The 24,979-nt window shown below is 70.9% G+C and carries 16 protein-coding genes; 9 read left to right on the forward strand and 7 right to left on the reverse strand.

What is annotated here, in order from left to right; all coding sequences use genetic code 11:
• Position 1 precedes the first annotated feature (1 nt).
• The 8 genes from ACZ6S6_RS27770 (at position 2) to ACZ6S6_RS27805 (ending at position 10,686) form a co-directional block, all read left to right on the forward strand.
• Positions 2-3,844 carry a nitrate- and nitrite sensing domain-containing protein gene (locus tag ACZ6S6_RS27770; RefSeq protein WP_469707257.1) on the forward strand — a complete coding sequence of 1,281 codons (3,843 nt, stop codon included), beginning with the start codon at positions 2-4 and terminating at the stop codon, positions 3,842-3,844.
• A 9-nt stretch (positions 3,845-3,853) separates the two neighbouring features.
• On the forward strand, positions 3,854-4,267 hold the full coding sequence (locus ACZ6S6_RS27775) for a roadblock/LC7 domain-containing protein (RefSeq protein WP_024495006.1): 414 nt from the start codon (positions 3,854-3,856) through the stop codon (positions 4,265-4,267).
• A gap of 133 nt (positions 4,268-4,400) precedes the next feature.
• Positions 4,401-4,808, forward strand: a complete 408-nt coding sequence (locus ACZ6S6_RS27780) for a DUF742 domain-containing protein (protein WP_073738726.1) — start codon at positions 4,401-4,403, stop codon at positions 4,806-4,808.
• A complete protein-coding gene (locus tag ACZ6S6_RS27785; RefSeq protein ID WP_073738725.1) occupies positions 4,789-5,370 on the forward strand; it encodes a GTP-binding protein in 582 nt (193 codons plus the stop codon). Before ACZ6S6_RS27780 ends, ACZ6S6_RS27785 begins: the two co-directional genes overlap by 20 nt.
• 347 nt (positions 5,371-5,717) lie before the next feature.
• Positions 5,718-8,921 (forward strand): sensor histidine kinase, encoded by a 3,204-nt coding sequence (locus tag ACZ6S6_RS27790; protein WP_469707260.1) that lies wholly within the window; start codon positions 5,718-5,720, stop codon positions 8,919-8,921.
• Positions 8,922-8,931: 10 nt separating this feature from the next.
• Positions 8,932-9,345, forward strand: coding sequence for a roadblock/LC7 domain-containing protein (locus tag ACZ6S6_RS27795; protein WP_037779127.1), 414 nt, complete (start codon positions 8,932-8,934; stop codon positions 9,343-9,345).
• An 89-nt stretch (positions 9,346-9,434) separates the two neighbouring features.
• On the forward strand, positions 9,435-10,124 hold the full coding sequence (locus ACZ6S6_RS27800) for a DUF742 domain-containing protein (protein WP_362967471.1): 690 nt from the start codon (positions 9,435-9,437) through the stop codon (positions 10,122-10,124).
• Complete coding sequence (locus ACZ6S6_RS27805) at positions 10,105-10,686, forward strand: GTP-binding protein (RefSeq protein WP_123461870.1); 582 nt, start codon at positions 10,105-10,107, stop codon at positions 10,684-10,686. Before ACZ6S6_RS27800 ends, ACZ6S6_RS27805 begins: the two co-directional genes overlap by 20 nt.
• A gap of 85 nt (positions 10,687-10,771) precedes the next feature.
• Here ACZ6S6_RS27805 and ACZ6S6_RS27810 read toward each other — a convergent pair whose 3' ends face one another.
• The 7 genes from ACZ6S6_RS27810 to ACZ6S6_RS27840 form a co-directional block, all read right to left on the reverse strand.
• Positions 10,772-10,975 (reverse strand): acyl-CoA carboxylase subunit epsilon, encoded by a 204-nt coding sequence (locus tag ACZ6S6_RS27810; RefSeq protein WP_362965348.1) that lies wholly within the window; start codon positions 10,973-10,975, stop codon positions 10,772-10,774.
• 65 nt (positions 10,976-11,040) lie between these two features.
• Positions 11,041-12,624, reverse strand: coding sequence for an acyl-CoA carboxylase subunit beta (locus ACZ6S6_RS27815; RefSeq protein ID WP_362965350.1), 1,584 nt, complete (start codon positions 12,622-12,624; stop codon positions 11,041-11,043).
• 153 nt (positions 12,625-12,777) lie between these two features.
• Positions 12,778-14,004 (reverse strand): carbohydrate ABC transporter substrate-binding protein, encoded by a 1,227-nt coding sequence (locus ACZ6S6_RS27820; protein WP_469707263.1) that lies wholly within the window; start codon positions 14,002-14,004, stop codon positions 12,778-12,780.
• Complete coding sequence (locus ACZ6S6_RS27825) at positions 14,001-15,023, reverse strand: hypothetical protein (RefSeq protein WP_362965354.1); 1,023 nt, start codon at positions 15,021-15,023, stop codon at positions 14,001-14,003. The genes ACZ6S6_RS27820 and ACZ6S6_RS27825 overlap by 4 nt, the downstream gene beginning before the upstream one ends.
• A complete protein-coding gene (locus tag ACZ6S6_RS27830; protein ID WP_362965356.1) occupies positions 15,023-16,453 on the reverse strand; it encodes a vWA domain-containing protein in 1,431 nt (476 codons plus the stop codon). The genes ACZ6S6_RS27825 and ACZ6S6_RS27830 overlap by 1 nt, the downstream gene beginning before the upstream one ends.
• A 41-nt stretch (positions 16,454-16,494) precedes the next feature.
• Positions 16,495-18,795 carry a tetratricopeptide repeat protein gene (locus ACZ6S6_RS27835; RefSeq protein WP_469707265.1) on the reverse strand — a complete coding sequence of 767 codons (2,301 nt, stop codon included), beginning with the start codon at positions 18,793-18,795 and terminating at the stop codon, positions 16,495-16,497.
• Between the two features lie 480 nt (positions 18,796-19,275).
• Positions 19,276-23,145, reverse strand: a complete 3,870-nt coding sequence (locus ACZ6S6_RS27840; RefSeq protein ID WP_362965360.1) for an endo-alpha-N-acetylgalactosaminidase family protein — start codon at positions 23,143-23,145, stop codon at positions 19,276-19,278.
• Between the two features lie 406 nt (positions 23,146-23,551).
• Between ACZ6S6_RS27840 and ACZ6S6_RS27845 the strand changes: the two genes are divergently transcribed.
• Positions 23,552-24,781, forward strand: coding sequence for a glycoside hydrolase family 64 protein (locus tag ACZ6S6_RS27845; protein WP_362965362.1), 1,230 nt, complete (start codon positions 23,552-23,554; stop codon positions 24,779-24,781).
• The last annotated feature ends 198 nt before the right edge of the window (positions 24,782-24,979 follow it).

The following is a 24,979-nucleotide window of genomic DNA, read 5'->3' on the forward strand; positions in this document are numbered from 1 at the left end:
AGTGCAGGGACGTTTCAAGAGGGATGGCAGCGCGGCGGCCGAACAGGAGCCGCGCGGCGGGACCGACCGCGGCTCCTCGCCCCAGCACGCCCAGAACCCCGGGCCGGCCGCGGCCGGCGACAACAGCGACCGTGCCAAGCGCTCCGGCGCCGCGGCGAACGGCGGCTCCGATCCGATCACCTCTCTCAAGCCACAGGGCCCGGTCAACACCGGATCGCGAATGGCTCTGCGTAACTGGCGCATCAGTACGCGCCTGGTCTCCCTGCTCGCCCTCCCGGTGGTCGCGGCGACCAGCCTGGGCGCCCTCCGCATCAACGACTCCATGAACGACATCCAGCAGCTGGAGCACATGCAGCTGCTGACCAGGATGACCAAGCAGGCGACCTCGCTGGCCCAGGCGCTCCAGGAGGAGCGCGACCGGTCCGCGGGCCCGCTGTCCAACGGAGTGCCTGCCACCGACTTCAAGGTCACCGAGCCGCGGAAGAAGACCGACCGCGCGAAGAAGGCGTTCCTCAACGCGACGAACGACATCGGTGACACCGAGGGCGACGAGGCCCTGGAGAGCATCCACTCCAGCGTCCAGCAGATCACCTCGCAGCTGGGCGGCATCCGCGACATCCGCAAGCAGGCGTTCGCCAAGGGCACCCCGAGCCTGCAGACCGTCGACGCCTACAGCCAGCTGGTCACCTCGCTGCTGAGCCTCTCGCAGGACATGGCGCAGGCGACCAGCAGCCCCGAGATGATCAAGCGGACCCGTGCCCTGGCGGCCTTCTCCTCCGCCAAGGAGTACGCCTCGGTCCAGCGCGCGATCATCGCCGCGGCGCTGCCGGGCGGCAACGACAAGCAGGCGAACCTCGAATCGAACGACCGGCAGTTCGGCCTGGCGGCGCTGCGCAAGGAAGACCTGGCGCGTCGCTCGTTCGGGTCGATCTACACGACCACCGGCAACAACGCGGACGAGCTGACCGCGACGCTGGACGAGGGCAACCCTGAGATCAAGGCCGCCGACACCTACGCCAAGAAGGTGCTCGACAGCCCGACCAGCATGACCGGGACGGCCCGGCGTTCGTACCTCGACTGGTACGACCAGGACTCCAACAAGATCCAGGCCATGAAGCAGATCGAGGAGACGCTCCTCAGCGACATGGAGGGCAAGGCGCGCGAACTGCGCGACGAGTCCCAGCGCGAAGCGATCATCAGCGGTGCGCTCATCCTGCTGGTGCTCGGCGTATCGCTGATCGGCGCCTTCGTCGTCGCCCGGTCCATGATCCGCTCGCTGCGCCAGCTCCAGGACACCGCGACGCGCGTCGCCCAGGACCGGCTGCCGGAACTCGTCAAGCAGCTCTCCGAGACCGACCCGCAGGACGTCGACACCTCGGTCGAGTCGGTCGGTGTGCACTCCCGGGACGAGATCGGCAAGGTCGCCGCGGCCTTCGACGACGTGCACCGCGAGGCCGTCCGGCTCGCCGCCGAGCAGGCCCTCCTCCGGGGCAACGTCAACGCGATGTTCACCAACCTCTCGCGTCGTTCCCAGGGCCTCATCCAGCGTCAGCTCTCGCTCATCTCCGAGCTGGAGTCGCGCGAGGCCGACCCGGACCAGCTGTCCTCGCTCTTCAAGCTCGACCACCTCGCGACCCGTATGCGCCGTAACGGTGAGAACCTCCTCGTCCTCGCGGGCGAGGAGCCGGGCCGCCGGTGGACCCGTCCGGTGCCGCTGGTCGACGTGCTCCGTGCCGCCGCCTCCGAGGTGGAGCAGTACGAGCGCATCGAACTGGCCGCGGTGCCCGCCACCGAGGTCGCGGGACGCGTCGTCAACGACCTCGTGCACCTCCTCGCCGAGCTGCTGGAGAACGCCACGTCGTTCTCCTCGCCGCAGACGAAGGTCCGGGTCACCGGTCACGCGCTGCCCGACGGCCGGGTGCTCGTCGAGATCCACGACACGGGTATCGGGCTCTCCCCCGAGGACCTCGCGGCGATCAACGAGCGGCTCGCCTCGCCGCCCACCGTGGATGTCTCGGTCTCCCGCCGCATGGGTCTGTTCGTGGTCGGCCGGCTGTCCCTGCGTCACGGCATCCGTATCCAGCTGCGGCCCTCCGACTCCGGTGGTACGACCGCGCTGGTCATGCTCCCCGTCGATGTCGCGCACGGCGGCAAGATGCCGGTTCCGAAGCAGGCCCAGGGCCCGCAGTCCGCTCCTGGCGGCCTGCTCGCCGGCGGCGCGCCCTCCGGTGGACTGCTCGCGGGCGGCAACGCTCCCCGCCCCGGTCTCGACAGCGCTCCCTCGGCCCCGGGCGGCCGGCTCCCGGCCGGTCCGGGTGCCAACCGCGGCCAGGTCGGCGCGGGCTCCGGTCCGCGGGCCGCACTGCCCGCCCGGGACACCACCGGCCGGTCCCAGAACCAGCCGGGACAGCCCGGCCAGCCCGGTCAGAACAGCCAGCCCGGTCAGAACAGCCAGCCCGGCCAGAACGGCCAGCAGAACTCCGGCTTCCAGAGCGCCGGGCTGTCCGGCACCGGTCCGCAGGGCCGGCAGCCGCAGGACGGCCCGCGTCAGGGGCCGCCGCGTCAGGGCGGCGGACTCTCCGGCGCCTTCGGCGGCGGCGCCCGGCTGGGCGCCCGCGGCCAGGGCGACGGCGCCGGACGTGGCGACTCGGGCCAGCCCGGCGGGCTGTTCGCCCAGCGGCGGCCGGAGCAGAACAGCCAGGGTGCGGGCAACGGCCCCGGCCGGCAGGCTCCGCAGGGCCGGCAGAACCCGGCCGACCAGGGCGGCTTCCAGCAGCCCGGCGGTCCGGGCGAGAACGGCCGTCAGCTGCCCCCCGTGGGCGGTCCGCGTGCCGAACTGCCCGGTGGCAGCCCGTCCCCGAGCTCTCCGGGCCAGGGATACCCCGGTCCGCAGCGCCCGCAGACCACCAGCTGGGGCTCCGAGGAGCAGTCCGCACCCCAGCAGCGCTCCCCGCTCGACGCCCCCCGCGGTCACGAGGAGCCCGAGTCCACCAGCCAGTTCCAGCGGCCGAACCTGCCGCCGCTCGGCCCGCGTCCGCCGATGGACGACCGGCAGAGCCCCGGCTCCACCTCGGAGTTCGCCCGCCCGGACTTCTCGGCGCCCGCTCCGGGCCCGCAGTACGGGGCCGGTGCGCCGCAGACGCCGGACCCGGCGAGCACGGCGCAGTTCGCCCGCCCCGACTTCGGCCGTCCGCAGGACCAGGGACAGGGCCAGGGGCAGCCCGCGCCCGTCCGGCGGGACCGCGGCGACGAGGACTTCGGTGCTCCGCGTCCGCCCGCCGCGCCGGAGCCGCAGTACCGGCAGCCCGAGGCGCTGCCGCCGGCCTCCGGGCCCGGCGACGGCCGTACGCCGCTGTACGACACGCTGGAGACGAACTGGTTCCACGGTCCGCAGCAGAACGGGCAGCAGCAGAACGGTCCGCAGCACAGCGGCCAGCAGCCGCCCGCGGCACCGCAGGCACCGGACTTCCCCCAGCGGTCCGCCGACGAGCCTCCGGCTCCGCCCGCACCGCAGCGCGGTACGGGCGACACCAACGGCGTCACGAGCTCCTGGCGCGCCTCGCCGAACGACGAACTCGTCCGGCAGGCGGAGCGGGTGAAGAAGCCCGCAGCGGGCGGAATCACCACTTCCGGTCTGCCCCGCCGGGTACCGCGTGCCAATCTGGTGCCGGGCACCGCCCAGCAGCAGAACCATCAGTCCGGTCCCCAGGTGTCGCGTGCGCCCGATGATGTGCGTGGGCGGCTTACCAATCTCCGCCGGGGCATCCAGCAGGGGCGTCAGGCCAACAACGGCCAGTCGACCGGCAGTTTCCCACTCGGCCCCACTCACCAGCAGGAGCGTTAGTTGAGCCCGATGAGTCAGGCCGCGCAGAATCTGAACTGGTTGATCACCAACTTCGTGGACAACACCCCCGGGGTGTCGCACACGGTGGTGGTCTCCGCAGACGGCCTGCTGCTGGCGATGTCCGAAGGTTTCCCGCGCGACCGCGCCGACCAGCTGGCGGCTGTCGCCTCCGGTCTGACCTCGCTGACCGCGGGTGCCTCCCGGATCTTCGAAGGCGGCGCCGTCAGCCAGACCGTGGTGGAGATGGAACGCGGATTCCTCTTCCTGATGTCCGTCTCGGACGGTTCCTCACTTGCCGTACTGGCCCATCCGGACGCCGATATCGGTCTGGTCGGGTACGAAATGGCTCTGCTGGTGGACCGGGCGGGCACTGTCCTGACCCCGGACCTCCGTGCCGAGCTCCAGGGCAGCCTGCTCCACTAGGCGGCCGTGAATCGGTGACACAGACGACTACCCCAGGTACCGCAATCAACCCTCGCCCGTCCGGCCGCTTAGATCCCCCCACCGGCCCCTTCAGACGGCACGCCGACACCCTGCTGTCACGCCCGGAGGATTCATGACCCCGCCACCCGCCTCACCCGATCCGTACGGCGCGCTGAACCACGCGTCGTACGAAGGTGAAGGCGACCAGCCGCTGGTTCGTCCGTACGCCATGACCGGCGGCCGGACCCGACCGCGCTACCAACTAGCGATAGAGGCGCTGGTCAGCACCACGGCCGACCCCGCGCACCTGGGAACGCTGCTCCCCGAGCACCAGCGGATCTGCCACCTGTGCCGTGAGGTCAAGTCGGTGGCCGAGGTGTCGGCCCTGCTGTCGATGCCGCTCGGTGTGGCCCGGATCCTCGTGGCGGACCTGGCGGAAGCCGGCATGGTGGCCATCCACCAGCCGGGCAACGGAGAGGCCGGCGGCGCGCCGGATGTGACACTGCTCGAAAGGGTTCTCAGTGGACTTCGCAAGCTCTAGCGGCGGTGCGGCCCGTGCCACCACCTCGGCGAAGATCGTGGTGGCGGGCGGGTTCGGCGTGGGTAAGACCACGTTTGTCGGTGCCGTCTCGGAGATCAATCCGCTGCGCACCGAGGCCGTGATGACGTCCGCGTCCGCGGGCATCGACGACCTGACACACACCGGAGGCAAGACCACCACGACGGTGGCCATGGACTTCGGACGTATCACCCTGGACCAGGACCTGATCCTGTACCTCTTCGGTACCCCCGGACAGGACCGCTTCTGGTTCATGTGGGACGACCTCGTACGCGGCGCCATCGGCGCCGTCGTGCTGGTGGACACCCGCCGCCTCGCCGACTGCTTCCCCGCCGTCGACTACTTCGAGAACAGCGGACTCCCCTTCGTCATCGCCCTCAACGGCTTCGACGGACACCAGCCCTACACCCCCGACGAGGTGCGCGAAGCGCTCCAGATCGGACCGGACACCCCGATCATCACGACCGACGCCCGGCACCGCGGTGATGCCAAGAGCGGTCTGATCACGCTGGTGGAGCACGCGTTGATGGCGCGGCTCAAGTAGGCACAAGTCGGTATTGCCGTACGGCAGTTAAAGTAGTCACACGGGGGTGGACTGTGTCCTTGGACACGATCCACCCCTGTGTTCATAACGTTTCGAAAGAGAATTACCTCACGGCCGATACCCGATGCGCACGAGCGGTACCACTGTGCTCACATGAGCCCCGCCATTTGGCGGGGCTCGTTCTTTATGCCCGTTATATCTGAGGCCTGTACCACTCGGAATGGCCTGTTCCGAGTGTTTGGAACGCGACCGTTCCCCGTGCTGCAATTCGACGAACCCCCGAGTAGTACGGCCCTGAACAAAACACGGCACAGCGTAGGTGCCGACGCCGAGAGGTTGTTGGTCGAGTGAGGCGTAACAACGAGGGCTCCACAGCGCTGCCGGAGCGGGGCAACTTCACCCCGCCGCGCGCCGCGGCGTCGTCCGCCGACGTGTCCGGAGGGGCGCCGGCCGGCAGCACCAGCCGGATGTCCCCGCGCAACTGGCGGGTGCCCACCCGGCTGAACGCGATCCTCCTGATCCCCGTACTGGTCGGCCTGGTCATGGGCGGCTTCCAGGTCAAGGGTTCGATCGACACCTGGCAGGAGGCCCGGGACGCCGAGAAGACCGCGCTGATCGTGCGCGCGGCCTCCGAGTACGGCCAGGCGCTGCTGAACGAGCGCGACCTCTCCGCCCAGCCCCTGCTGTCCAACAAGCGCGACGCGGCGGTCGTCACCCAGGTACGGGCCACCACCGACGCGGCCGCGGAGAAGTTCGACACCGCCGTGAAGGACATGCCCGCCAAGCAGGGCCTGGAGCGGCGCCTCAAGCTGTTCAGGCTGGAGGAGCCCACCCTTCCCGACCTGCGCAAGGCCGCCTACGCCGAGGCCATGGACCCGGTGAAGACCGAAGAGGGCTACGTCCAGGTGCAGCACTCCCTCATGGAGTTCTGCAACGAGCTCGGCCTCGGCACCGGCAACATCACCAGTTACGGCCGTACCGTCTACGCGATCGAGCTGGCCAAGGCTGCAGAATCGCTTCAGCGCTCCATCGGCATGCACTTGCTGGTGCGCCCCAGCCAGGTGGCCGGCAAGTTCAACGACCAGGTCAAGGCCTTCGGCTCGTACAACTACCTGGAGCAGATCGCCCTCGGTGAATTCGTCTCCGGCGGTACGGAGGCGGACGCGGTCCGGCTGAAGAAGGTCATGGCCGACAAGGCGGACGAGGGCGCGGCCAAGGTCAGGACCGCCAAGGAGCAGGCGGACGCGGCGGGTGTGCCGTTCGTGGCGCCGCCCTCCGTCGACGGCTCGGTCTACGACGGGATGGTCCAGCAGCTCGCACTGGGCAGGAACCCCGCCCAGCTCAAGGCCAAGGGGATCACCCCCGAGACCTGGATGGCCGCGGCCACCGCGAAGTTCGACGGGTACACCACGGTCGAGGAAGAGCTCGTCGACAAGGCCGTGACCGAGGCCGCGGGCATCTCGTCCGGCGCCAGGACCGACGCCGTCGTCAACGCCGCCATCGTGCTCGTCGCCCTGCTGGCCGCCTTCGTCCTGGCCGGCCTCATGGCCCGCCAGATGAGCCGCTCGATGCTCCGGCTGCGCAACGCCGCCTTCGGCATCGCCGAGCAGCAGCTGCCCTCGCTGGTCGACCAGCTGTCCCGGGCCGACCCCGGCCGGGTGGACACCCGCGTCCAGCCGATCCCGATCAACAGCCAGGACGAGATCGGCGAGGTCGCCCGCGCCTTCGACCAGGTGCACCGCGAGGCGGTGCGGCTGGCGGCCGAGCAGGCCATGCTGCGGGGCAACGTCAACGCGATCTTCACCAACCTGTCGCGCCGCAACCAGTCTCTCATCGAGGGCCAGCTGACCCTCATCACCGACCTGGAGAACAACGAGGCCGACCCGGACCAGCTGGAGAGCCTCTTCCGGCTCGACCACCTCGCGACCCGGATGCGCCGCAACGGCGAGAACCTCCTGGTGCTCGCCGGTGAGGAGCCCGGCCGCCGCTGGAACCAGCCGGTGCCACTGGTGGACGTGCTCAGGGCCGCCTCCTCCGAGGTGGAGTCCTATGAGCGCATCGAGCTCTCGGGTGTGCCGGAGACGGAGATCCACGGCCAGTCCGTCACCGACCTCGTGCACCTGCTGGCCGAACTCCTTGAGAACGCCACGACGTTCTCCTCGCCGCAGACCAAGGTGCGGGTCACCGCGACCCGGCTGCCCGACAGCCGCGTGATGATCGAGATCCACGACAAGGGCATCGGCCTCACCGCCGAGGACTTCGCCGACATCAACCACAAGCTGGCCAACCCGCCGACGGTGGACGCCGCGGTCTCCCAGCGCATGGGCCTGTTCGTGGTCGGCCGGCTCTCCGACCGGCACGGCATCCGGGTCCAGCTGCGCCCCTCGGGCGAGCAGGCCGGAACCACCTCGCTGGTCATGCTGCCGGACGCGATCACCCACGGTGGCGGCGGCGAAGGCGCCCCCGCGCAGGACGACTTCACGGTCTCCTCGATCATTCCGCAGCAGCAGCAGGCCTTCGACGCGACGCTGCCGCCGACGCAGCCGCCGATGCTCACCGCGGCGGAGCTCGGCTTCGACGACTCGCGCTACGGGGAGCCGTCGCAGGAGTCCGCGCAGATCGACCCGGTGGGCCGTTCGCTGATGCGGGGGGAGCGCCGTGCGGCGCTGGAGACGCAGCCCGGCGACGAGAACCCGCCGTTCCCGCGGCAGGAGTCGCAGGAGCAGTACGCGCAGGCCCCGTTCGGCGAGGCCCCCTACGCCGCGGACCAGTACGCCCAGGAACCGCAGCAGGACGGGCAGCGGGAGCCGCAGTACGGACAGGCCGCGTACGAGGGCGGCTACGACCCGTTCCGCGGTGACACCGGCTACGCCCAGCAGCCGGACCCCAACGGGCAGAACGGCTATCCGGAGTCGGCTTACGCGGCCCCCGAGACACCTCAGCAAACCTACGACGGGACGTACACCGCCCAGCCCCAGCAGGAGGAGTGGCCAGCTCAGAGCGCCTACCAGGGTGGGTACGAACCCTTGGCGCAGGCCGAGCCGGAATCTGCTGGGAGCGCGCCCGCCGCGCCGCAGGAGCGCGTAGGCTTCGAGAGTTCGGGCCCCGTCCCGAACTCCGGTCACGAGACCACCGAGGCCGGTCTGCCGCGCCGGGGCGGCCAGCAGCACTGGCAGCCCACCGGACGCGGGAACGGCCGGCCCGCCGCCGCGCAGGAGCAGCCGCAGCAGCAGGAACCGCAGCCGCAGCCGCCCGCGCAGCAGGAAGCGGACGGAACGGACGACTGGCGCTCGGCGAACGACGAGCGCTGGGAGCGGGCCGAGAAGCTCCGGGACCCGAAGGCGGGCGGGGTCACCCCGTCCGGTCTTCCCCGGCGCGTACCCAAGGCCAATCTGGTCGAGGGCACGGCCGAGCAGACCCAGCAGGGCGGCCCCCAGGTCTCCCGCGCTCCGGAGGACATCCGTGGCAGGTTGAGCAACCTGCGGCGGGGCGTCCTGCGGGGACGTAACGCGGGTTCGGACAGCAGTAATACCTACAACCAGGAGCGTTAGTGTGAGCCCGATGAGCCAGGCGGCGCAGAATCTGAACTGGTTGATCACCAACTTCGTGGACAACACCCCCGGGGTGTCGCACACGGTGGTGGTCTCCGCAGACGGCCTGCTGCTGGCGATGTCCGAGGGATTTCCGCGCGACCGCGCCGACCAGCTGGCGGCTGTCGCCTCCGGCCTTACCTCGCTGACCGCGGGTGCCTCCCGGATCTTCGAGGGCGGCGCCGTGAATCAGACAGTTGTGGAGATGGAGCGAGGATTCCTCTTCATCATGTCCGTCTCCGACGGATCATCTCTGGCCGTTCTTGCGCACCCGGATGCCGATATCGGTCTGGTTGGGTACGAAATGGCACTTCTGGTCGATCGCGCCGGCGGCGTCCTCACTCCGGACCTCCGCGCCGAACTTCAGGGAAGTCTTCTTAACTAGTAGACAGACAGTGCGTTTCACGTCACCGCGCCATAAGGTGCGGTGGCGCGGGCCCACTGGGACCGGGACCGGCAGGCGGAGGAGGAATCGTGGGTACACCCCCAGGCGGACACCAGTTCAACGGTGGTCAGCAGGTACCGGGTGAGCACAGGGGCGATGGCTTCGACTTCCCCTCCTCGTCCGGCAGACAGGACGGGCAGCAGCCTTTCCAGCCGTTCCGGCAGGCCCGGCGTGCTCAGGGCTCGGACGACTGGCCGCAGCAGGACACGCGGGGCTCGGACGACTGGCCGCAGAACACGCAGGGTTCGCGGTGGCCGCAGCAGCCGCAGCAGCCCGAGCGGCCGCAGCGCCCGCACCGGTACGACTCCCCGCAGCCGCCGCCCCGTATTCAGCCGGTGGAACCGCGGTGGGCCCCCGAGCCGGCCGCTCCCACCGCGCACAATCCGCTGGTTCGTCCGTACGCCATGACAGGTGGACGGACCCGACCGCGCTACCAACTCGCCATTGAGGCGTTGGTCAGTACTACGGCTGATCCGTCCCGGCTGCAAGGGCAGTTGCCCGAGCACCAGCGGATCTGCCGGCTGTGCATCGAGATCAAGTCGGTGGCCGAGATCTCGGCCCTGCTCTCGATCCCTCTCGGCGTTGCCCGGATCCTCGTAGCCGACCTGGCAGAGGCCGGACTCGTCGCTATCCACCAGCCCGGCGGCGAAGAGTCCGCCGGCGGCCAGCCAGATGTGACACTGCTCGAAAGGGTGCTCAGTGGACTTCGCAAGCTCTAGCGGCGGAGCGGCCCGCTCCACTACCTCGGCGAAGATCGTGGTGGCAGGGGGCTTCGGCGTGGGTAAGACCACGTTTGTCGGTGCCGTTTCGGAGATCAATCCGCTGCGCACCGAAGCCGTGATGACGTCCGCGTCCGCGGGCATCGACGACCTGACACACACCGGGGACAAGACCACCACGACGGTGGCCATGGACTTCGGACGTATCACCCTGGACCAGGACCTGATCCTGTACCTCTTCGGTACCCCCGGACAGGACCGCTTCTGGTTCATGTGGGACGACCTCGTACGCGGCGCCATCGGCGCCGTCGTGCTGGTGGACACCCGCCGCCTCGCCGACTGCTTCCCCGCCGTTGACTACTTCGAGAACAGCGGACTCCCCTTCGTCATCGCCCTCAACGGCTTCGACGGACACCAGCCCTACACCCCCGACGAGGTGCGCGAAGCGCTCCAGATCGGACCGGACACGCCCATTCTGGTCACGGACGCGCGGCATCGGGCAGATGCGAAGAGCGCCTTGATCACTTTGGTGGAGCACGCGTTGATGGCGCGCCTGCGGTAGGGGCGCCCCGGATGTACGTGAGGCCCCGCACTCCTTGGGGAGTGCGGGGCCTTTCGGCGTGCGGGCCCTGGGGGCCGGGGAGGGGTCAGCCCTGCCAGCTGTGGGGGGCCCGGAAGCCGGGGGTGCGCTCCAGGCGGCGCCAGCCGGCTGTGTTGCGGCCTCGGTGGGTGGGGGCGGCTGCGGGCTGGGCGGCGGCGCGGGCGAGCAGGACCGCGGTTATGGCGGCCAGCTCCTCGGGGTCGGCAAGACCCTTCTCGACGCGCAGCACGGACTCGGCGGCAGTGCTCATGAATGTCTCTCCGTCTTCTCGGCAGGTCTTCGCGGGGCCTTGCAGGGGTACTGCGGGGCCACTGACTACTGCGGCGGGTTGCCGTGCTTGCGGGACGGCAGGTCGGCGTGCTTGGACCGGAGCATGGCGAGCGAGGCGATGAGCACCTCGCGGGTCTCGGCGGGGTCGATGACGTCGTCGACCAGGCCGCGCTCGGCGGCGTAGTACGGATGCATCAGTTCGGCCTTGTACTCCTTGACCATGCGGGTCCGCATGGCCTCCGGGTCCTCGGCGTCGGCGATCTGGCGGCGGAAGATGACGTTGGCGGCGCCCTCGGCGCCCATTACCGCGATCTCGTTGGTGGGCCAGGCATAGGTGAGGTCGGCGCCGATGGACTGGCTGTCCATGACGATGTACGCACCGCCGTAGGCCTTGCGCAGGATCAGCGAGATCCTCGGCACCGTGGCGTTGCAGTAGGCGTAGAGCAGCTTCGCCCCGTGCCGGATGATTCCACCGTGCTCCTGATCCACACCCGGCAGGAAGCCGGGTACGTCCAAAAGAGTGACGATGGGGATGTTGAACGCATCACACATCTGGACGAACCTGGCGGCCTTCTCGCTCGCCTCGATGTCCAGGACACCGGCCAGGGCCTGCGGCTGGTTGGCGACGATGCCGACGACCTGGCCGTCGAGGCGGGCCAGGGCGCAGATGATGTTGCGGGCCCAGCGCTCGTGGATCTCCAGGTAGTCGCCGTCGTCGACGAGCTCCTCGATGACCTTGTGCATGTCGTACGGGCGGTTGCCGTCGGCGGGCACCAGGTCCAGCAGGACGTCGCCGCGCCGGTCGGCCGGGTCATCGCTCGCGACCGTGGGCGGGTTCTCACGGTTGTTCGAGGGCAGCATCCCGATCAGGTAGCGGACCTCGGCGATGCAGGTCTCCTCGTCGTCGTACGCGAAGTGCGCGACGCCCGAGGTCTCGGCGTGCACATCGGCGCCGCCGAGGCCGTTCTGGGTGATCTCCTCGCCGGTGACCGCCTTCACGACGTCCGGTCCGGTGATGAACATCTGCGAGGTCTCGCGGACCATGAAGACGAAGTCGGTGAGGGCCGGGCTGTAGGCCGCGCCGCCCGCGCACGGGCCCAGCATCACGCTGATCTGCGGGATGACACCGGAGGCCCGGGTGTTGCGCTGGAAGATGCCGCCGTACCCGGCGAGCGCCGAGACGCCCTCCTGGATACGGGCGCCGGCGCCGTCGTTCAGCGAGACCAGCGGGGCACCGGCCGAGATGGCCATGTCCATGATCTTGTGGATCTTGGTGGCGTGGGCCTCGCCCAGCGCGCCGCCGAAGATCCGGAAGTCGTGCGCGTAGACGAAGACCGTCCGGCCCTCGACCGTGCCCCAGCCGGTGATGACACCGTCGGTGTACGGCTTCTTCGCCTCCAGGCCGAAGCCGGTCGCCCGGTGCCGGCGCAGCTGTTCGACCTCCCTGAACGAGTCCGGGTCCACGAGCAGCTCGATGCGCTCACGCGCCGTCAGCTTGCCCTTGGCGTGCTGCGCCTCGGTCGCCCGGTCACTCGGTCCGCGCCGGGCCTGCTCGCGCAGTGCCAGGAGTTCGGCCACCCGGCCACGGGTGTCGCTCGGCTCGCCCGGGGTTTCGTCCACAACGGTCATGTATCGACCCTACGAAGCCCAACAAGAAAATCCTGCCGTCGACTCCGTACAGTCTCCCGCCCGGTTTCCTGGTGGAGCCGGACAGAAGGCTTGCGCCATGCAGGCGAAGTGCCAGACCGCACCCCTCGCTGTTTGTGGGAATCCCACAGGGGATCACCGTGGCCTGCCGCACACCCCGGTCAGCCGGGGGATGTCGGACGGCTGGGCGTCCTGGACCTTCTGGATGCCGTTCAGCCGCTCCAGTACCGGTTTCTCCGGATGCGCGACGGTCAGCAGCACCGCCTCGTAGAACGCGTCCCGCACGGCGGCCGGCATGACGTCGGAGGCGTCCAGGCAGAGCGGCAGCCGATCGGTGAAGCGGCTGCTGATCTTCTTCTCGACCGCGCCCTCCTTGGCCGGGACCGCGGCGTTCGGTGAGAACACCCCGCCCCTGCGCCCCCACTCCTCCTGCCCGTCCCGGGAGGCGAGCCGCCTGATCATGTCACGGGCCCGGCCGCTCCGGCCGAACAGCGCGGCGAAGTCGCCCGACACCTCGTGGGCCCTCACCTTGTCCGAGCCGTCCGGCAGCAGTGCCGCCGAGTCCACGAAGTCGGCCTGCTCCTTCCGGTCCCCGTAGAAGGCGCGGGCGAAGGAGCCCTGGTGCTCCAGGGCGCAGCCACCGCCGAAGAGCAGTCCGTGGCCCCCGACCGGACCGCGGTGGTCGTTCATCAGCGCTCTGCGGGCCGCCTTCGAGTCCTGGGCCAGCAGTCCGGCCCAGGCGGTCCAGGCCCTGACCACGGGTCCTTCGGTCCATTCCAGTTCGCCGGTCGCCCACCGCTCGTAGACCGCCGGGCCCTCACGCTGGAGGATGAGGTCCTCGATCCAGTCGCTGCCGGGCCAGCCGGAGGAGCCGTCGTCGCCCATGCCGATGCACCAGGCGTCCAGCGGTGCGGGATGCTCGTCCGGGGCGGCTCCGCGGTACCAGACGATCGACTTGAGATCGGCCTTGAGCGGTACCCACAGCTCGCCGGGGATGCCCTGCGCCTTGGGCTGCCAGGGGCTCCCGTACTCCTTGGCCTCGTACAGCCCGCTCAGCGACTGCAGCTGGTCGGCGTACTCGACGAGCTCGCCGACGCCCGGCAGGATCGTGATGTCGGGCGGGTTGCCGGCCTGCACCTCGGCGAGCAGCACCTCGCGGGTGGCGGCGGTCCCCTGGTAGGTGTACGGGATGCCGAAGCCGTCCAGCACCTCCTTGAAGTGCCGCGCCTGGTCGTCGGTCCACGGGCCGAGGATCGTCACCTTCGGCTCCTCGTCGCTGCCGCCGGGCGCCGAGAGCCCGCAGCCCGCGGCGGTCAGGAGCAGGGCGAGGACGAGCAGCAGGGCACGGGTGCGCCGGGTCATCCGGCCCTCCAGTAGTCGGCGTTGAGCCGGCGGCAGATACCGACGGCCGGCAGCAGGACGATCAGCGCGCCGCCCCCCAATGCCCCGTAGTACGTCCAGCTCTGCCAGCGCTGGGCGGCCAGCCCGCCGCGCACGGTGGTGGAGTTGGCGGTGACGTACTGCTGGGACCTGGCCAGCTCGTGGCTGTCGTTGTGATGGGCGCGCTGCTCGATCGCGGCCAGCCGGCCGCGGGCGGTGTCCAGCCGTTCCTGGGTGGCGGTGGTCGCCCAGAGCGGGAAGACGGCCAGCGCGACGGCCGCCAGCAGCGACAGCAGCAGCCAGGGGTCGTGGCTGCGCCCGCAGCGGCGGCGCAGCACCAACAGCGCGGAGAGCGCGGTCAGGGCCAGGACGAGCAGGCCCAGTTCGGCGACGGCCCAGCCGGTCTGCTGGAGCCCGCCCATGGAGCTGATCCTGTCGACCCGCTGCATCTGGTGCTTCTGCAGGACGTCCAGGCGCGGCACCACTCCGGTGCCCTCCCGCCTGAGGATGCGTTCGGCCTCTTCGAACTTCTCCTGCTGCATCCAGTCGTCGTCCACGTACTTGACCGCGCCGGGCGTCATGGAGCTGCTGTACGAGGGCAGCAGGCCGTTGACCGTTTCGAGCACGCCCCGGCCGCGTTCACCGTCGATCTGTACGTCGGAGAGCCGGGACAGGCCCTGGTCGGCGGCGGACAGCTGGCTCTCGTACCGCGCCCCGGCGCCGATCACCTCGTCGATCTCGTTCTCGACGGAGTCCCGTGCCTCCTGTTGGGCGCGGAGCAGCGCGAGCTGGGTGGCGGAGACTCCCTGGACGGCCGGTGCGCCGTGGGTGCGCATCTCGACCGCGGCGTTCTCCACCTCGCGGTAGGAGACGAGCAGGACGGTCATCGAGGCGAGTGCGGTCACCACCAGTACGGCCAGGTGCAGTTCGAGCAGCCGCCTGGTGCGGGAGCCACCCCCGCGGGTCCGCGAGGCGCGCGTCCACCGGGTCGGCCAGGGCATCACAGCCGCCTTCCGCAGGAGATGCAGTACGTGGCGCGGGGCCCGGCGAGGTGATCGCAGTCCGGGCATTTCACCGGCTTCCCGGTAAAGTGTTCGGGCAGTTCCAGCCGATGGCCGGAGGCGATGCTCAGCCGGCCCCGGCGCACGGTGCCCCGGTCCACGGCCTGGCCGACCCGGACCACGCCCCTTGAGCCGTCCAGGATCTCGACCACCTCGGCGGCCTGGTCCAGGACCCAGCCGGTGCGGAACTTGTGGGCCAGCCTGACCGCGAGGCCGAGCTGCCGCTCGGCCTCGCCCCGGTTCAGCGGGTCCAGGGCGAGGTATCCGCGGTCGAGGGCGATCCGCATCTGGGTGTCGACGTTCATCGCCTGGAGGGAGGCGCCCCCGCCGTCGGCCGCCTCCGCTCCCGCCGCGGCTCCGGGCGGCAGCCACTGGACCAGGAGGGGCGCGGTGGAGTCGCCGATGGAGACGGTGGCCAGTTGCAGCAGCACGCCCAGTGGGTCGGTGCTCGCGTCGGCGCGCAGGGTGAGGAGGTAGTCGCGGGTGCCCGGCTCCCACTGGTGGGTGGGGAAGTCGAACCGGCGCGGCTCGTCCGCCCGGTGCACCGCTTCGAGCACCTGCCGGCGGGGGGCGGTCTGGGTCAGTGTCACCTCGCGCACCGCCGGGCGCACGTTCACCGAGACGGGCAGTTCGGGGCTGCGGACCCGGCGGATCCGCTGTACGGCCTCGGTGACCGCGGGGCCGAACCGGTCCGGCGCGAGGACGGGGCTGCCGTGCAGCCGGTCGGTGACGGAGATCAGCGGCGCGGGGTCCCAGTCGCCGCCGACCGCCAGCACGTCCGCGGTGAACGTCCCGGCGCAGCGGTCCAGTTCGCTCCGCAGCGCGCTGTCGTCCGGGTCGGTGCCGTCCGTCCCGTCGTGGCTGCTGCCGTCGGTGATCAGGAGCAGGTGCCGTACCGGCAGCGGGCGCTCGGCGAACAGCTCGCGGGCTGCGGCGAGCCAGACCGCGTATCCGGCGGCCGGCCGGCCGGCGGCGGCCGGGGCGATCCGGCCCACGCTGAACGCGGCCCGGCGCTTCTCCGCCGTCCCTGCCAGCGCCCACCCGCCGCGCAGCGGATAGCAGCCGGTCGGCGCGCCGCTCGCGTCGGCGCCGCCCAGGACGGTGAAGGAGAGGCCGTCGGGCAGGGCGCGCAGGGCGGCGGCCAGCGCGGCGACCGCGGCCTCCCGGCGCTCCGCGGCGACGTCCAGCGCGAGGACGACGGCGAGTTCCACGGCGGGCGCCTCGTCGCTCGGCCCCACCGCGACCGCCTTGACCCGCACATGGGCGTCGATCCGTGCGTCGTGGTGCGGCTGCTGATCGCGCCGGAGGTCTACGGACACCTTCAGGCCGACGGGCAGCCGGCGGGCGGGCGAGGGTTCGGTAGCTCCCAAGGGACTGCCTCCAGTGGAGGTCGTTGCGGGCCGGACAGGTCTCAGAACCAGGTCTGGGGGCGGACGGCGTGCGAGAGGTCGATCAGCCGCTCGTACTCGGCCGGCGCCTGTCGCTGCCGGGCCAGCCAGCGGTAGCACTGCTCCAGCTCCAGCCGGACGGCCCGCTCCCCGGGCGCGGCCGGGGGCGGCAGGCCCGTCCGCAGCCACCTGCCGCGCGGCCGCGGCCCGCCGGCCGCCGCGAGCAGCGCGTCGAGCTTCCACTCGTGCAGCTCGGTCCGGAGCAGCCAGGCGGGTTCGTCGCCCGCGACCACCGGTGAGTGCGCATCCGGTGCCGGGGCGAGCAGGGCGAGGCAGGCGTCGATCTCCGCCTCACCGGGCAGCGGCCGCTCCCCCGTCGCGAGCCGGGCCGCCCGGATACGGAACGCGGCGATCCGCGCGACGTTGTGGTCGCGCGACTCGTCGGGCACCAGGTCGAGGACCTCGGTCGCCGCGGCCCGGTCGCCGCGTGCCAGGGCGAGCCTGGCCAGCCCCAGCGCGGCGCCGACGTGCGAGGGGTTGCGGGCGTGCACGGCCCGGAAGAGTTCGTAGGCCGAGGGCACCGCCGCGGCCGCCGGCCTGTCCTCGCCGAGCTGTTCCGCGCCGTATGCCAGCGCCAGCTTGGCCGCGTACTCGCCGGGCAGCGCCCGGTACACGGCGGAGAACTGCTCCAGGGCCTCTTCGAGCATCTGCTCCCGGTCGTCCAGCACATCGGCGCCGCGCAGCGCGACGAGCCCCCGGTGCCAGCTGAGCCGCCACTCCCGGACCGGCCCCGGGCCCGGTATGGCGGCCGCCGCCTCGACCTGTTCCCGGGCCGCCGCGAGTGCTTCGTCGCCCTCCTGGCCGAGCAGCAGCCGGGCGTTGTGCAGGCAGATCTCCACCGAGTGCTCACCGTGGGCGGGCTGGGTCAGCGGCTGTCCGGGGTCGTAGCTGCTGACCCCGAACCGGGCCGCCTGCGGGTCGCCCGGATAGGGGCGCGGGACCGGCAGCCGGCGGGCGATCTCGGTCGGGGTGGGCAGCCCGGAGTCGAGCGCGGGTGACTCGGGCGTCTCCCGGCGGCCGTACGGCGGGCGGCTCAGCCAGTGCGCGTAGTCGGGCACCGAACCCAGCCGGGCGCCCAGCAGTTCGGTGGACGGGGTGAAGTACTCGGAGGGTTCGGGCTGGTCGCGCTTGCCGCGCAGCGCCCTGATCTCGCGCAGCACACCGCGCAGTTGCCCCGCCATATCGTCGGCGGAGCCGAACCGGCGCTCCGGGTCGTGCGCGGTGGCCCGCTCCACCACCAGCCGGAACGAGCTGATGCCGAGTCCGGGCACGTCGTCGCCGACCGCCCAGCCGGCCAGTTCGGCCAGGGTGACGCCGACCGTGTGCAGGTCGTGCGCGACGGTCAGCGGTCCGCCGGTGCGCATCTCGGGGGCGGCGAACCAGGAGCTGATCACCAGGGGCAGATCGGTGGCACCGGCCTTGCGGACCCCGCCGAGGTCGATGACCTTGATGCCGTCGCGGTGGTGGATGACGTTGGACGGCTTCATGTCGCCGTACAGGAAGTCCATGCCGTGCAGATGGGCGAGGGCCTCCAGGATCTGGCAGCCGTAGGTGATGACGTGCTCGATGTCGAGGACGAAGTCGCCCTGCCGGGTCGATTCGACGACGGCCGACAGTGTCTGGTCGCCGACGTCCTCCATCACGATGTAGCCGCCGGATACCGCGCCGTCGGCGTTGCGGGTGCTGACGAAGTCGCGGATCTGGACGATGCGTTCGTGCCGGATGGCGACGAGGCTCCGGCGTTCCTCGCCGGCCTGGGCCGCGCCGCGTTCCGCGTAGCGGTTGAGGAGTCCCTTGACCGCGACGAGGTCCTCCAGGTGGGTGTCCTCCGCCAGGTAGACCCAGCCCTGGGCGCCGTGGGCTATGGGGCCCAGGATCCGGTACTGGTCCTGGAGCGGGGGCCCCTCCTTCGTCAGTTCGGGGCGGTAGGAGTACGTGGTGCCGCAGCGGGGGCAGTATCCCTCGTCCGGTGGCGGGGCCGCGGTGTACGGCGGGACGAACGCCACCCCGCAGGCCTTGGCCGAGCACGTCATCACGATGCGCACCGGCTCCTCGCCGGCGCTGAGCCGGCCGGCCGGGCTGCCCGGTTCCCGCAGCGGGAGTTCGAGGAGTCCGGCGGGGCCGTGCTCCTCAGGGGTGCCGGGCAGCGACGGCAGTCCGGGGTCCTCCTCGCCACGGCCGCAGGTGTCGCAGTGGCCGGTGGGCTGAACGGCCCCGTTGCAGGGGGCTCCGGTGAAGCGGCGGTGCGGGCACGGAATCCTCATGGGCGTCCTGCCGGACCCGGGCCGGTGGGCTGCCACGGCAGGTCCGGACGCCCGGACCGGGGCGGCTCGACGACGTCGCCGCGTAACTCGCGTAACTCATGTAACTCATGTAACTCATGTAATTCGCGTAACAGCAGTTTCCGGGCACAGGTCACCACCCGGTCCCGTGTGAGCAGCACCCCGGCTCCGCGCACCGGGCCGTCCGCACCGCCACTGCGCGCCCGGAGCCGCCAGTGCGCTCTCGGTTCCCCCAACTCCCCCATAACGTAAGAGAGTACGCGTGTAACGGCCATCCGTCCCGGACTCCCGCAGACTCCGCCCTCCGGACCGACCCGAGGGGCTACCGGAGGTTACATCTCGGCGTGGCCCGGACCTCGATGTGGTCCGGACCGTGGCGGTCGTCGGTCCACCCGGCGGCCCGGGAGCGCAAGAAGGGGGCGGGGCCGCCGACGGCCCCGCCCCCTTCAGTCGTGCCGCCGATCAGGCGCCGCAGTGGAAGCGGGCGTTCCCCCAGTCGGCGTGGTCGTTGCCGTTGCCGTCGCCGCCGTCGCCGACGACCAGCTCGACGTACTTGGCGCCGGTGACGTCCGCCGTCAGCGACCAGGCGGTGTCGGCGGCCTTGAGGACCGGCGACTTCACCTTCTCCGTGCCGTCCGCCGTCACGGAGAACCGCACGCTGCCGGCGCTCTTCTGCACGTCGTCCACGCCCACCTCGGCGGTGAACGAGGTGCATTTCCCGCCCAGGTAGTAGCGGACCTTCGCGGGTGCGTGGCTGCCGAGGCCCTTGGTGTAGACCGTGCCGCCGATGGTCAGCGGGGTGCCGTCGCCGGTTGCGGTCTCACCGTTGGAGAGGTCGCGCTCGACCGGTCCCCAGCCGTTCTCGGAGGCCGTCCAGTCCAGGTCACTGGCCCAGCTGTCCGTGGTGGGCGGCGGCGGCAGGGTCCTCACCGAGGTCTGCGCGCCGAGGGTGCGCCGGGCGCCGCCCACGGTGTAGGCGGCCTCGGAACTCAGCCGGTACGTCTGGTAGTCGGCGTCCACCGGCGGGGTGACCTGCCAGCTTCCGGTGACCTTCGCGCCGGCCGCGACCGAGTCGAAGGTGACGGCGCCCGCGGGCTCGGCCTTCCAGCCCTCGGGGACGGTCAGGTCCACCGAGACCCCGGTGACCTCGGTGGCCTCGTAGTTGGTGAAGCTCGCCTTCACGGTGTTGGCGGTGCCCGGCTCCAGAGTCTCGGCGGCCGGCTGGACGGTGAGCGTGCCGCAGGCGGCCTGCTCTCCGGCGGGGGCCTTGCCGAGGTCGGTCACGGTGAAGCCGTCGAGGACGAAGTCGGCGCCCTCGGGTGCGTCGTCGCGCTTGCGCAGCCCGGTCCAGGTGTCGCCGCAGCCCGCCGTGACGGTCTCGGTGAAGTGGCCGGTGGTGTGCTGGGCGCCGATCGCGGTGGTCCGGGTGGTCACCGAGCCGGGCTTGCCGTCCGCGGTGATCCGGTCGTAGCCGTCGACCCACTCGTAGGCGCCGGCGTGGCTGGACTGGTAGTCGTACTCGACCTTGTAGCGGTGGCCGTCGGCCATCGGCACGGTCCAGGGGGCGGTCCGGTAGACGATTCCGGCGTTCTCCTCGTGGGCCTTGAGGGACTCCTTGCCGCCGAGCACGTCATCGACGAGCTTTCCGTTCCAGCCGGCCTGGGTGTACGGGGCGTGCAGCTGGGAGATGCTGGTGCGGGGGTCGGTGGAGCCGCCCGCGTCGCCCTTGAGGAAGGGGCCCCAGCCCTGGTCGACGTCCTCGAAGTCCTCGTACACGACGGTGTTCTTCCTGGTCGCCGGGGCGTTGGCGACGACGCGTACGTCATCGGCGCGGACGGTCGCCGCGCTGCCCTTGGCGGCTTCGACGCGCAGCGTGGTGCGCCCGTTGGCGGGAGCGGTGAAGTTCACCTTGGCCCGCTGGAAGTACGTGCCGTGCCAGTCCGACGCGGCGACCTGGTCCTTGGCGGTGGAGCGGTCCACGCTCACGGACTTCCCGCCGGCCGACAGGGTGGTGCGGCGGGTCTTGCCGGGCTGGACCTCGATGAGGGCGGAGGCGGTGTAGCGCTTGCCGGGCTTCAGTCCGTCGATGCGCTGGGAGAGCGCGGCCTTGCCGGTGCCGGACAGCTCGGCGCTGTTGCGGCCCTGGCCGTCGGTGTCGCGGACGACGGTGCCGGTCTTGGACCAGGCGGTCAGCCCGTTGCCGTTGAAGCCGGGGTCGTCGACCGGGGTGCCCTGGCCCCACTTGGCGTCGGCGGCCTTCGGCGCCTTGTCCGGGTAGAGCACGTACGGCTGTCCGGCCTCGGCCTTCAGCGTGATCTTCCCGTCCACGGGCCGGACCGTGCCGGTCTTGACCCGGCCGTTGTCGGTGAGCTCGTAGACGGTGTACGTGCCCTTGGAGGGCACCGCCCAGCTGCTCGTACCGCCGGACTCGCTGTAGTGGTAGAGCTTCTTGCCGCCGTCCCACGGGAGCAGGTAGTCGGTGCCGCTGAGCACCTTGCGGCCGTGGTCGTAGAAGGTCCGCTTCCCGTCCTCGACGGTGCCGCTGACCCCGCCGGTGAAGGCGATGTCGTTGCCGTCCCAGCGGGTGATCTTCTGCTGCTGGAGGTATTTGGCGGGCAGGTTGCGCTGCCAGATGTTGTCGTAGAAGGCGTTCCAGTCGGTTTCGCCGGTCCAGCCCTCGAACTCGTCGATGGCGCTCTGGCCGAGGACCGGGTCGTTGTTCCAGACGTCCTTCTCGTCGTTGCGGATGAACCGGATGATCTGCGAGTTGAGGCCCTTGTTGGTGGCGCCGCCGTAGTCGAGGTCATTGGCCCAGTGCGACCAGAGCGAGCCGCGCTCGAATTTGTCGGCCCATTCGCTGGAGACGTTCCAGCCCTGCTTCTGGATGGACTGGAGGGTCTTGTCGGCGATCCAGCCGTGCGTGTAGTAGACGTCGATGTACAGCATGCTGAGGTTGCTGTCGGTCTCGTTCCGCAGCTGCTGGAAGCGCTTGGCCAGGTCACCGCTGTTGATGTCGCGGCGCTGGTCGATGTAGTAGCTCTGGTTCAGCCAGTTCCAGCCGGGGCTGGACTTGTCGACGAGCTTCTCGTCGAAGGCCTTCGCCTCCGGGTAGGCCTCGGTGGCGTTGACGTGGACGCCGAAGGTGGCGCCCCACTTCTTGCCGTCCTTCAGCAGCTCGTTGAGGTCTTTCAGGCCGCCGGCGCGCTTGTTGTAGTTGCCGCCGTAGTCGGGGTGGGCGGAGTCGTGGCCCTCGGAGGCGTACCCCTTGAGCAGCGCGAGCTGCCCGAGTCCGTCGGTGGCCAGCGAGATCCGCTTGACGTCGTCGAGGGTGCGCAGGAAGGGGTGGGTGGCCTGGCTGGCGAAGTTGAACGGGATGTGGGTGATGACCCGGTCCGCGGTGTCCTTGCTGCCCGGCGCGACCACGCCGATGGAGCGGAAGGCGACCGCGCCGTCCTGCCAGTCGACGGTCTTGTCGCCGTTGGCGTCGGGCGTGACGACGACCTTCGCCCAGGGCAGGTTGTCGCCGCTCTCGGGCTTGGGGGCGCCGTCGCCGCGGTAGGTCCACTGGCCGGACCAGACGCCGACCCGGGTGGAGCCGTCGTCGGTCTTGCGGGCCTGGTGCCAGAAGCGGGCGTCGTCGCCGCCGGTAGCGCCGGCGGGCTTGTCGTACGAGGAGTTGGACTCGACGGCGGCGGCCAGCGATCCGGTGTTGACGATCGCGTAGGTGGCGCCGACCGGTGCGGCGTCGGCCTTGGTGGCGTCGGTGACCTTCGCGAAGACGTCCGCGGTCTTCGTCGAGTCGGGGTCCAGCCGGGTGAAGGCGGTCGCGGCTCCGGTGTCCGTGCCGGCGACGGAGACCAGGTCGTGGCCGGGGATGTCGATCGTGCCGACCCGGAACGCCGCGGTGTCGCGGACGGCGGTCACCTTGAAGGTGGTGGCGCGTCCGGAGACCGAGAGCGAGGCGTCGATCTCGACGCCGGGCAGACCGGCGAAGGCCAGCGTGTAGCGGGCGGCCGACTTGGTGATCCTGGGGGCGCCCTTGAGCTTCACGTCGTGCGCGGTGCCGTTGAGGGTGACGGCGGTGACCGGCCGGGTACTGCCGGACAGCTGGTTCCCGGAGGCCCGGTCGGTGTACGTCAGGACGCGTGGGAAGTCGTCCGCGACGGCGACGGCGAGCTGCGCGGATCCGATGACGGCGCCTGCCGGGACGGCCGATTCGGCCGCGGCTGGCGCGGGGGCGGCGGCTGAGGCGGGGAGGGCGGTCCCCACCAGAGCCAGGACGGCGGCTGAGGCGGCGGCAGCAGCGCCCGCCGTAGTGAATCTTGGCGACATGTGCTCTGAGTAGTCGCCGTGTCCGGACACCGTCAACGACCTACGGCTCCGAGGGCCTCTCCAGTCCAACAACCGCTCTGCGTAAGTCCAAGTAAGTCCATGTGGGGAGCGCGGGAATCGGTACCGAATGCGTGTTCAGATGTTGATCACGGTGGCCGGATGCGGGTTGGACGGATACGCCAAGTAGCGGCTCGGGTCGTCGAGTTGTGAAGACCTTCGGTTTTTGAGAGCGCTCTCAGTCACAAGTCTTGACGGTCGGCGCAGCCCTCGCGAGAGTGGTGCGCACCGCGGACGCGCTGGTTCCACCTCCCCGCCCCTCCCGTACCGTCCCGCCGTCCGCGACCCTCCTGTCCCCCACCGTTCCCCACCCCCCACATCCCCACCCCCACGCCTCAGGAGTCCCCTCGTGATTTCGCGCAGACTGTTCCTGACGGGCGGCGTCGCCGCCTCCGCGACCGCACTCACCTACCCCGTCTGGGGAAGCGCGCTGAGCCCCCGTGCGTCGGCGGCCGCGGCGACCTGCGAACTGGCCCTGGAGAACAAGTCCCTGCCCGGCCGGGTCAACGCGTACGTCACCGGCCATGAGCAGGGCACCGACCGCTGGGTGCTGCTGCGGGCCGACGGCAGCGTCTACCACCCCGACTCCCCCGCGGCCCCGCAGACCCCGCTGCCGGTCGACTGCGCCATCCCGCTGAACGCGGCGGGCGGCGCGCCGGTGGTGGTGACCCTTCCCCAGATGTACGGGGCCCGGGTCTACTTCGTGCGCGACGACACCCTGGACTTCTACCTCAACCCGGGCCCCGCCCTGGTCGAGCCGGCCTTCGCCACGTCCACGGACTCGAACTACGGGCGCACCTGGTCGTTCTGCGAGTTCACCTTCAATCCGCAGCAGCTGTACGCGAACATCAGCTACGTCGACCTGGTGACCGCCCTGCCGATCGGCCTGACCCTGGAGGGCGACACCAACCACAGCGTGGCCCCGCTCCCGGACGGCGCCGTCCAGAGGATCGCCGACGGCCTCACCGCCCAGGCCGCCGCCGACGGGCAGCCCTGGGACCAGCTGGTGACGCGCGGGGCGGACGGCGGCGTGCTGCGGGTCATCTCGCCGCAGAACCTGATGGCACCGTTCTTCGACCGTCCGGACGAGATGCCGTTCCGGGACCTGTTCACCGCGCAGATCGACGAGGTCTGGGAGAAGTACCGCTCGACCGACCTGCGGATCGACCTCCAGGGCGGGCGCGGCGTCTTCACCGGGCGGGTCAGCGGCGACACCCTGACCTTCAACGGCGGGCACACCTTCACCAAGCCCGTCTCCAAGGACATCTTCACCTGCAACCACGGGCCGTTCACCAACAACCCGGCGGACTCCGACGACAAGAAGGGCCTGCTGGCCCGGCTGGCGGCCGGCTTCAACCGCTCGATCATGCTCAGCCACCCCGACCAGCCGAACGGCACCTCGGTGGCGGACTACTACCAGGGCGCGGTGACCAACCACTGGTCGCGGATCGTCCACGCCAACAGCCCGATCGGCTACGCCTTCCCGTACGACGACGTACGCCCCGACGGTGAGCCGGACGTCTCGGGCGCCGCGAACGACGGCAACCCGCGGCGCTTCACGGTGAGCGTCGGTTCCTGACCTCCCCCCACGGAGACCGGCAGGGCCCCCGTCCGGGCGGGACGGGGGCCCTGCCATGTACGGGCACGTGCGGACACGGGCTGGCGCTGTCCGTGGTGCAGCCGGACAGGAGGGCGGCGCATCCGGCGCAGACCAGTGCCGCCCAACGGGTGATGGGATTCATCACGCCATTCTCACCGGCTCACGAACGGCCGTCTC

It is taken from the genome of Streptomyces sp. NPDC048671 (assembly GCF_055587045.1).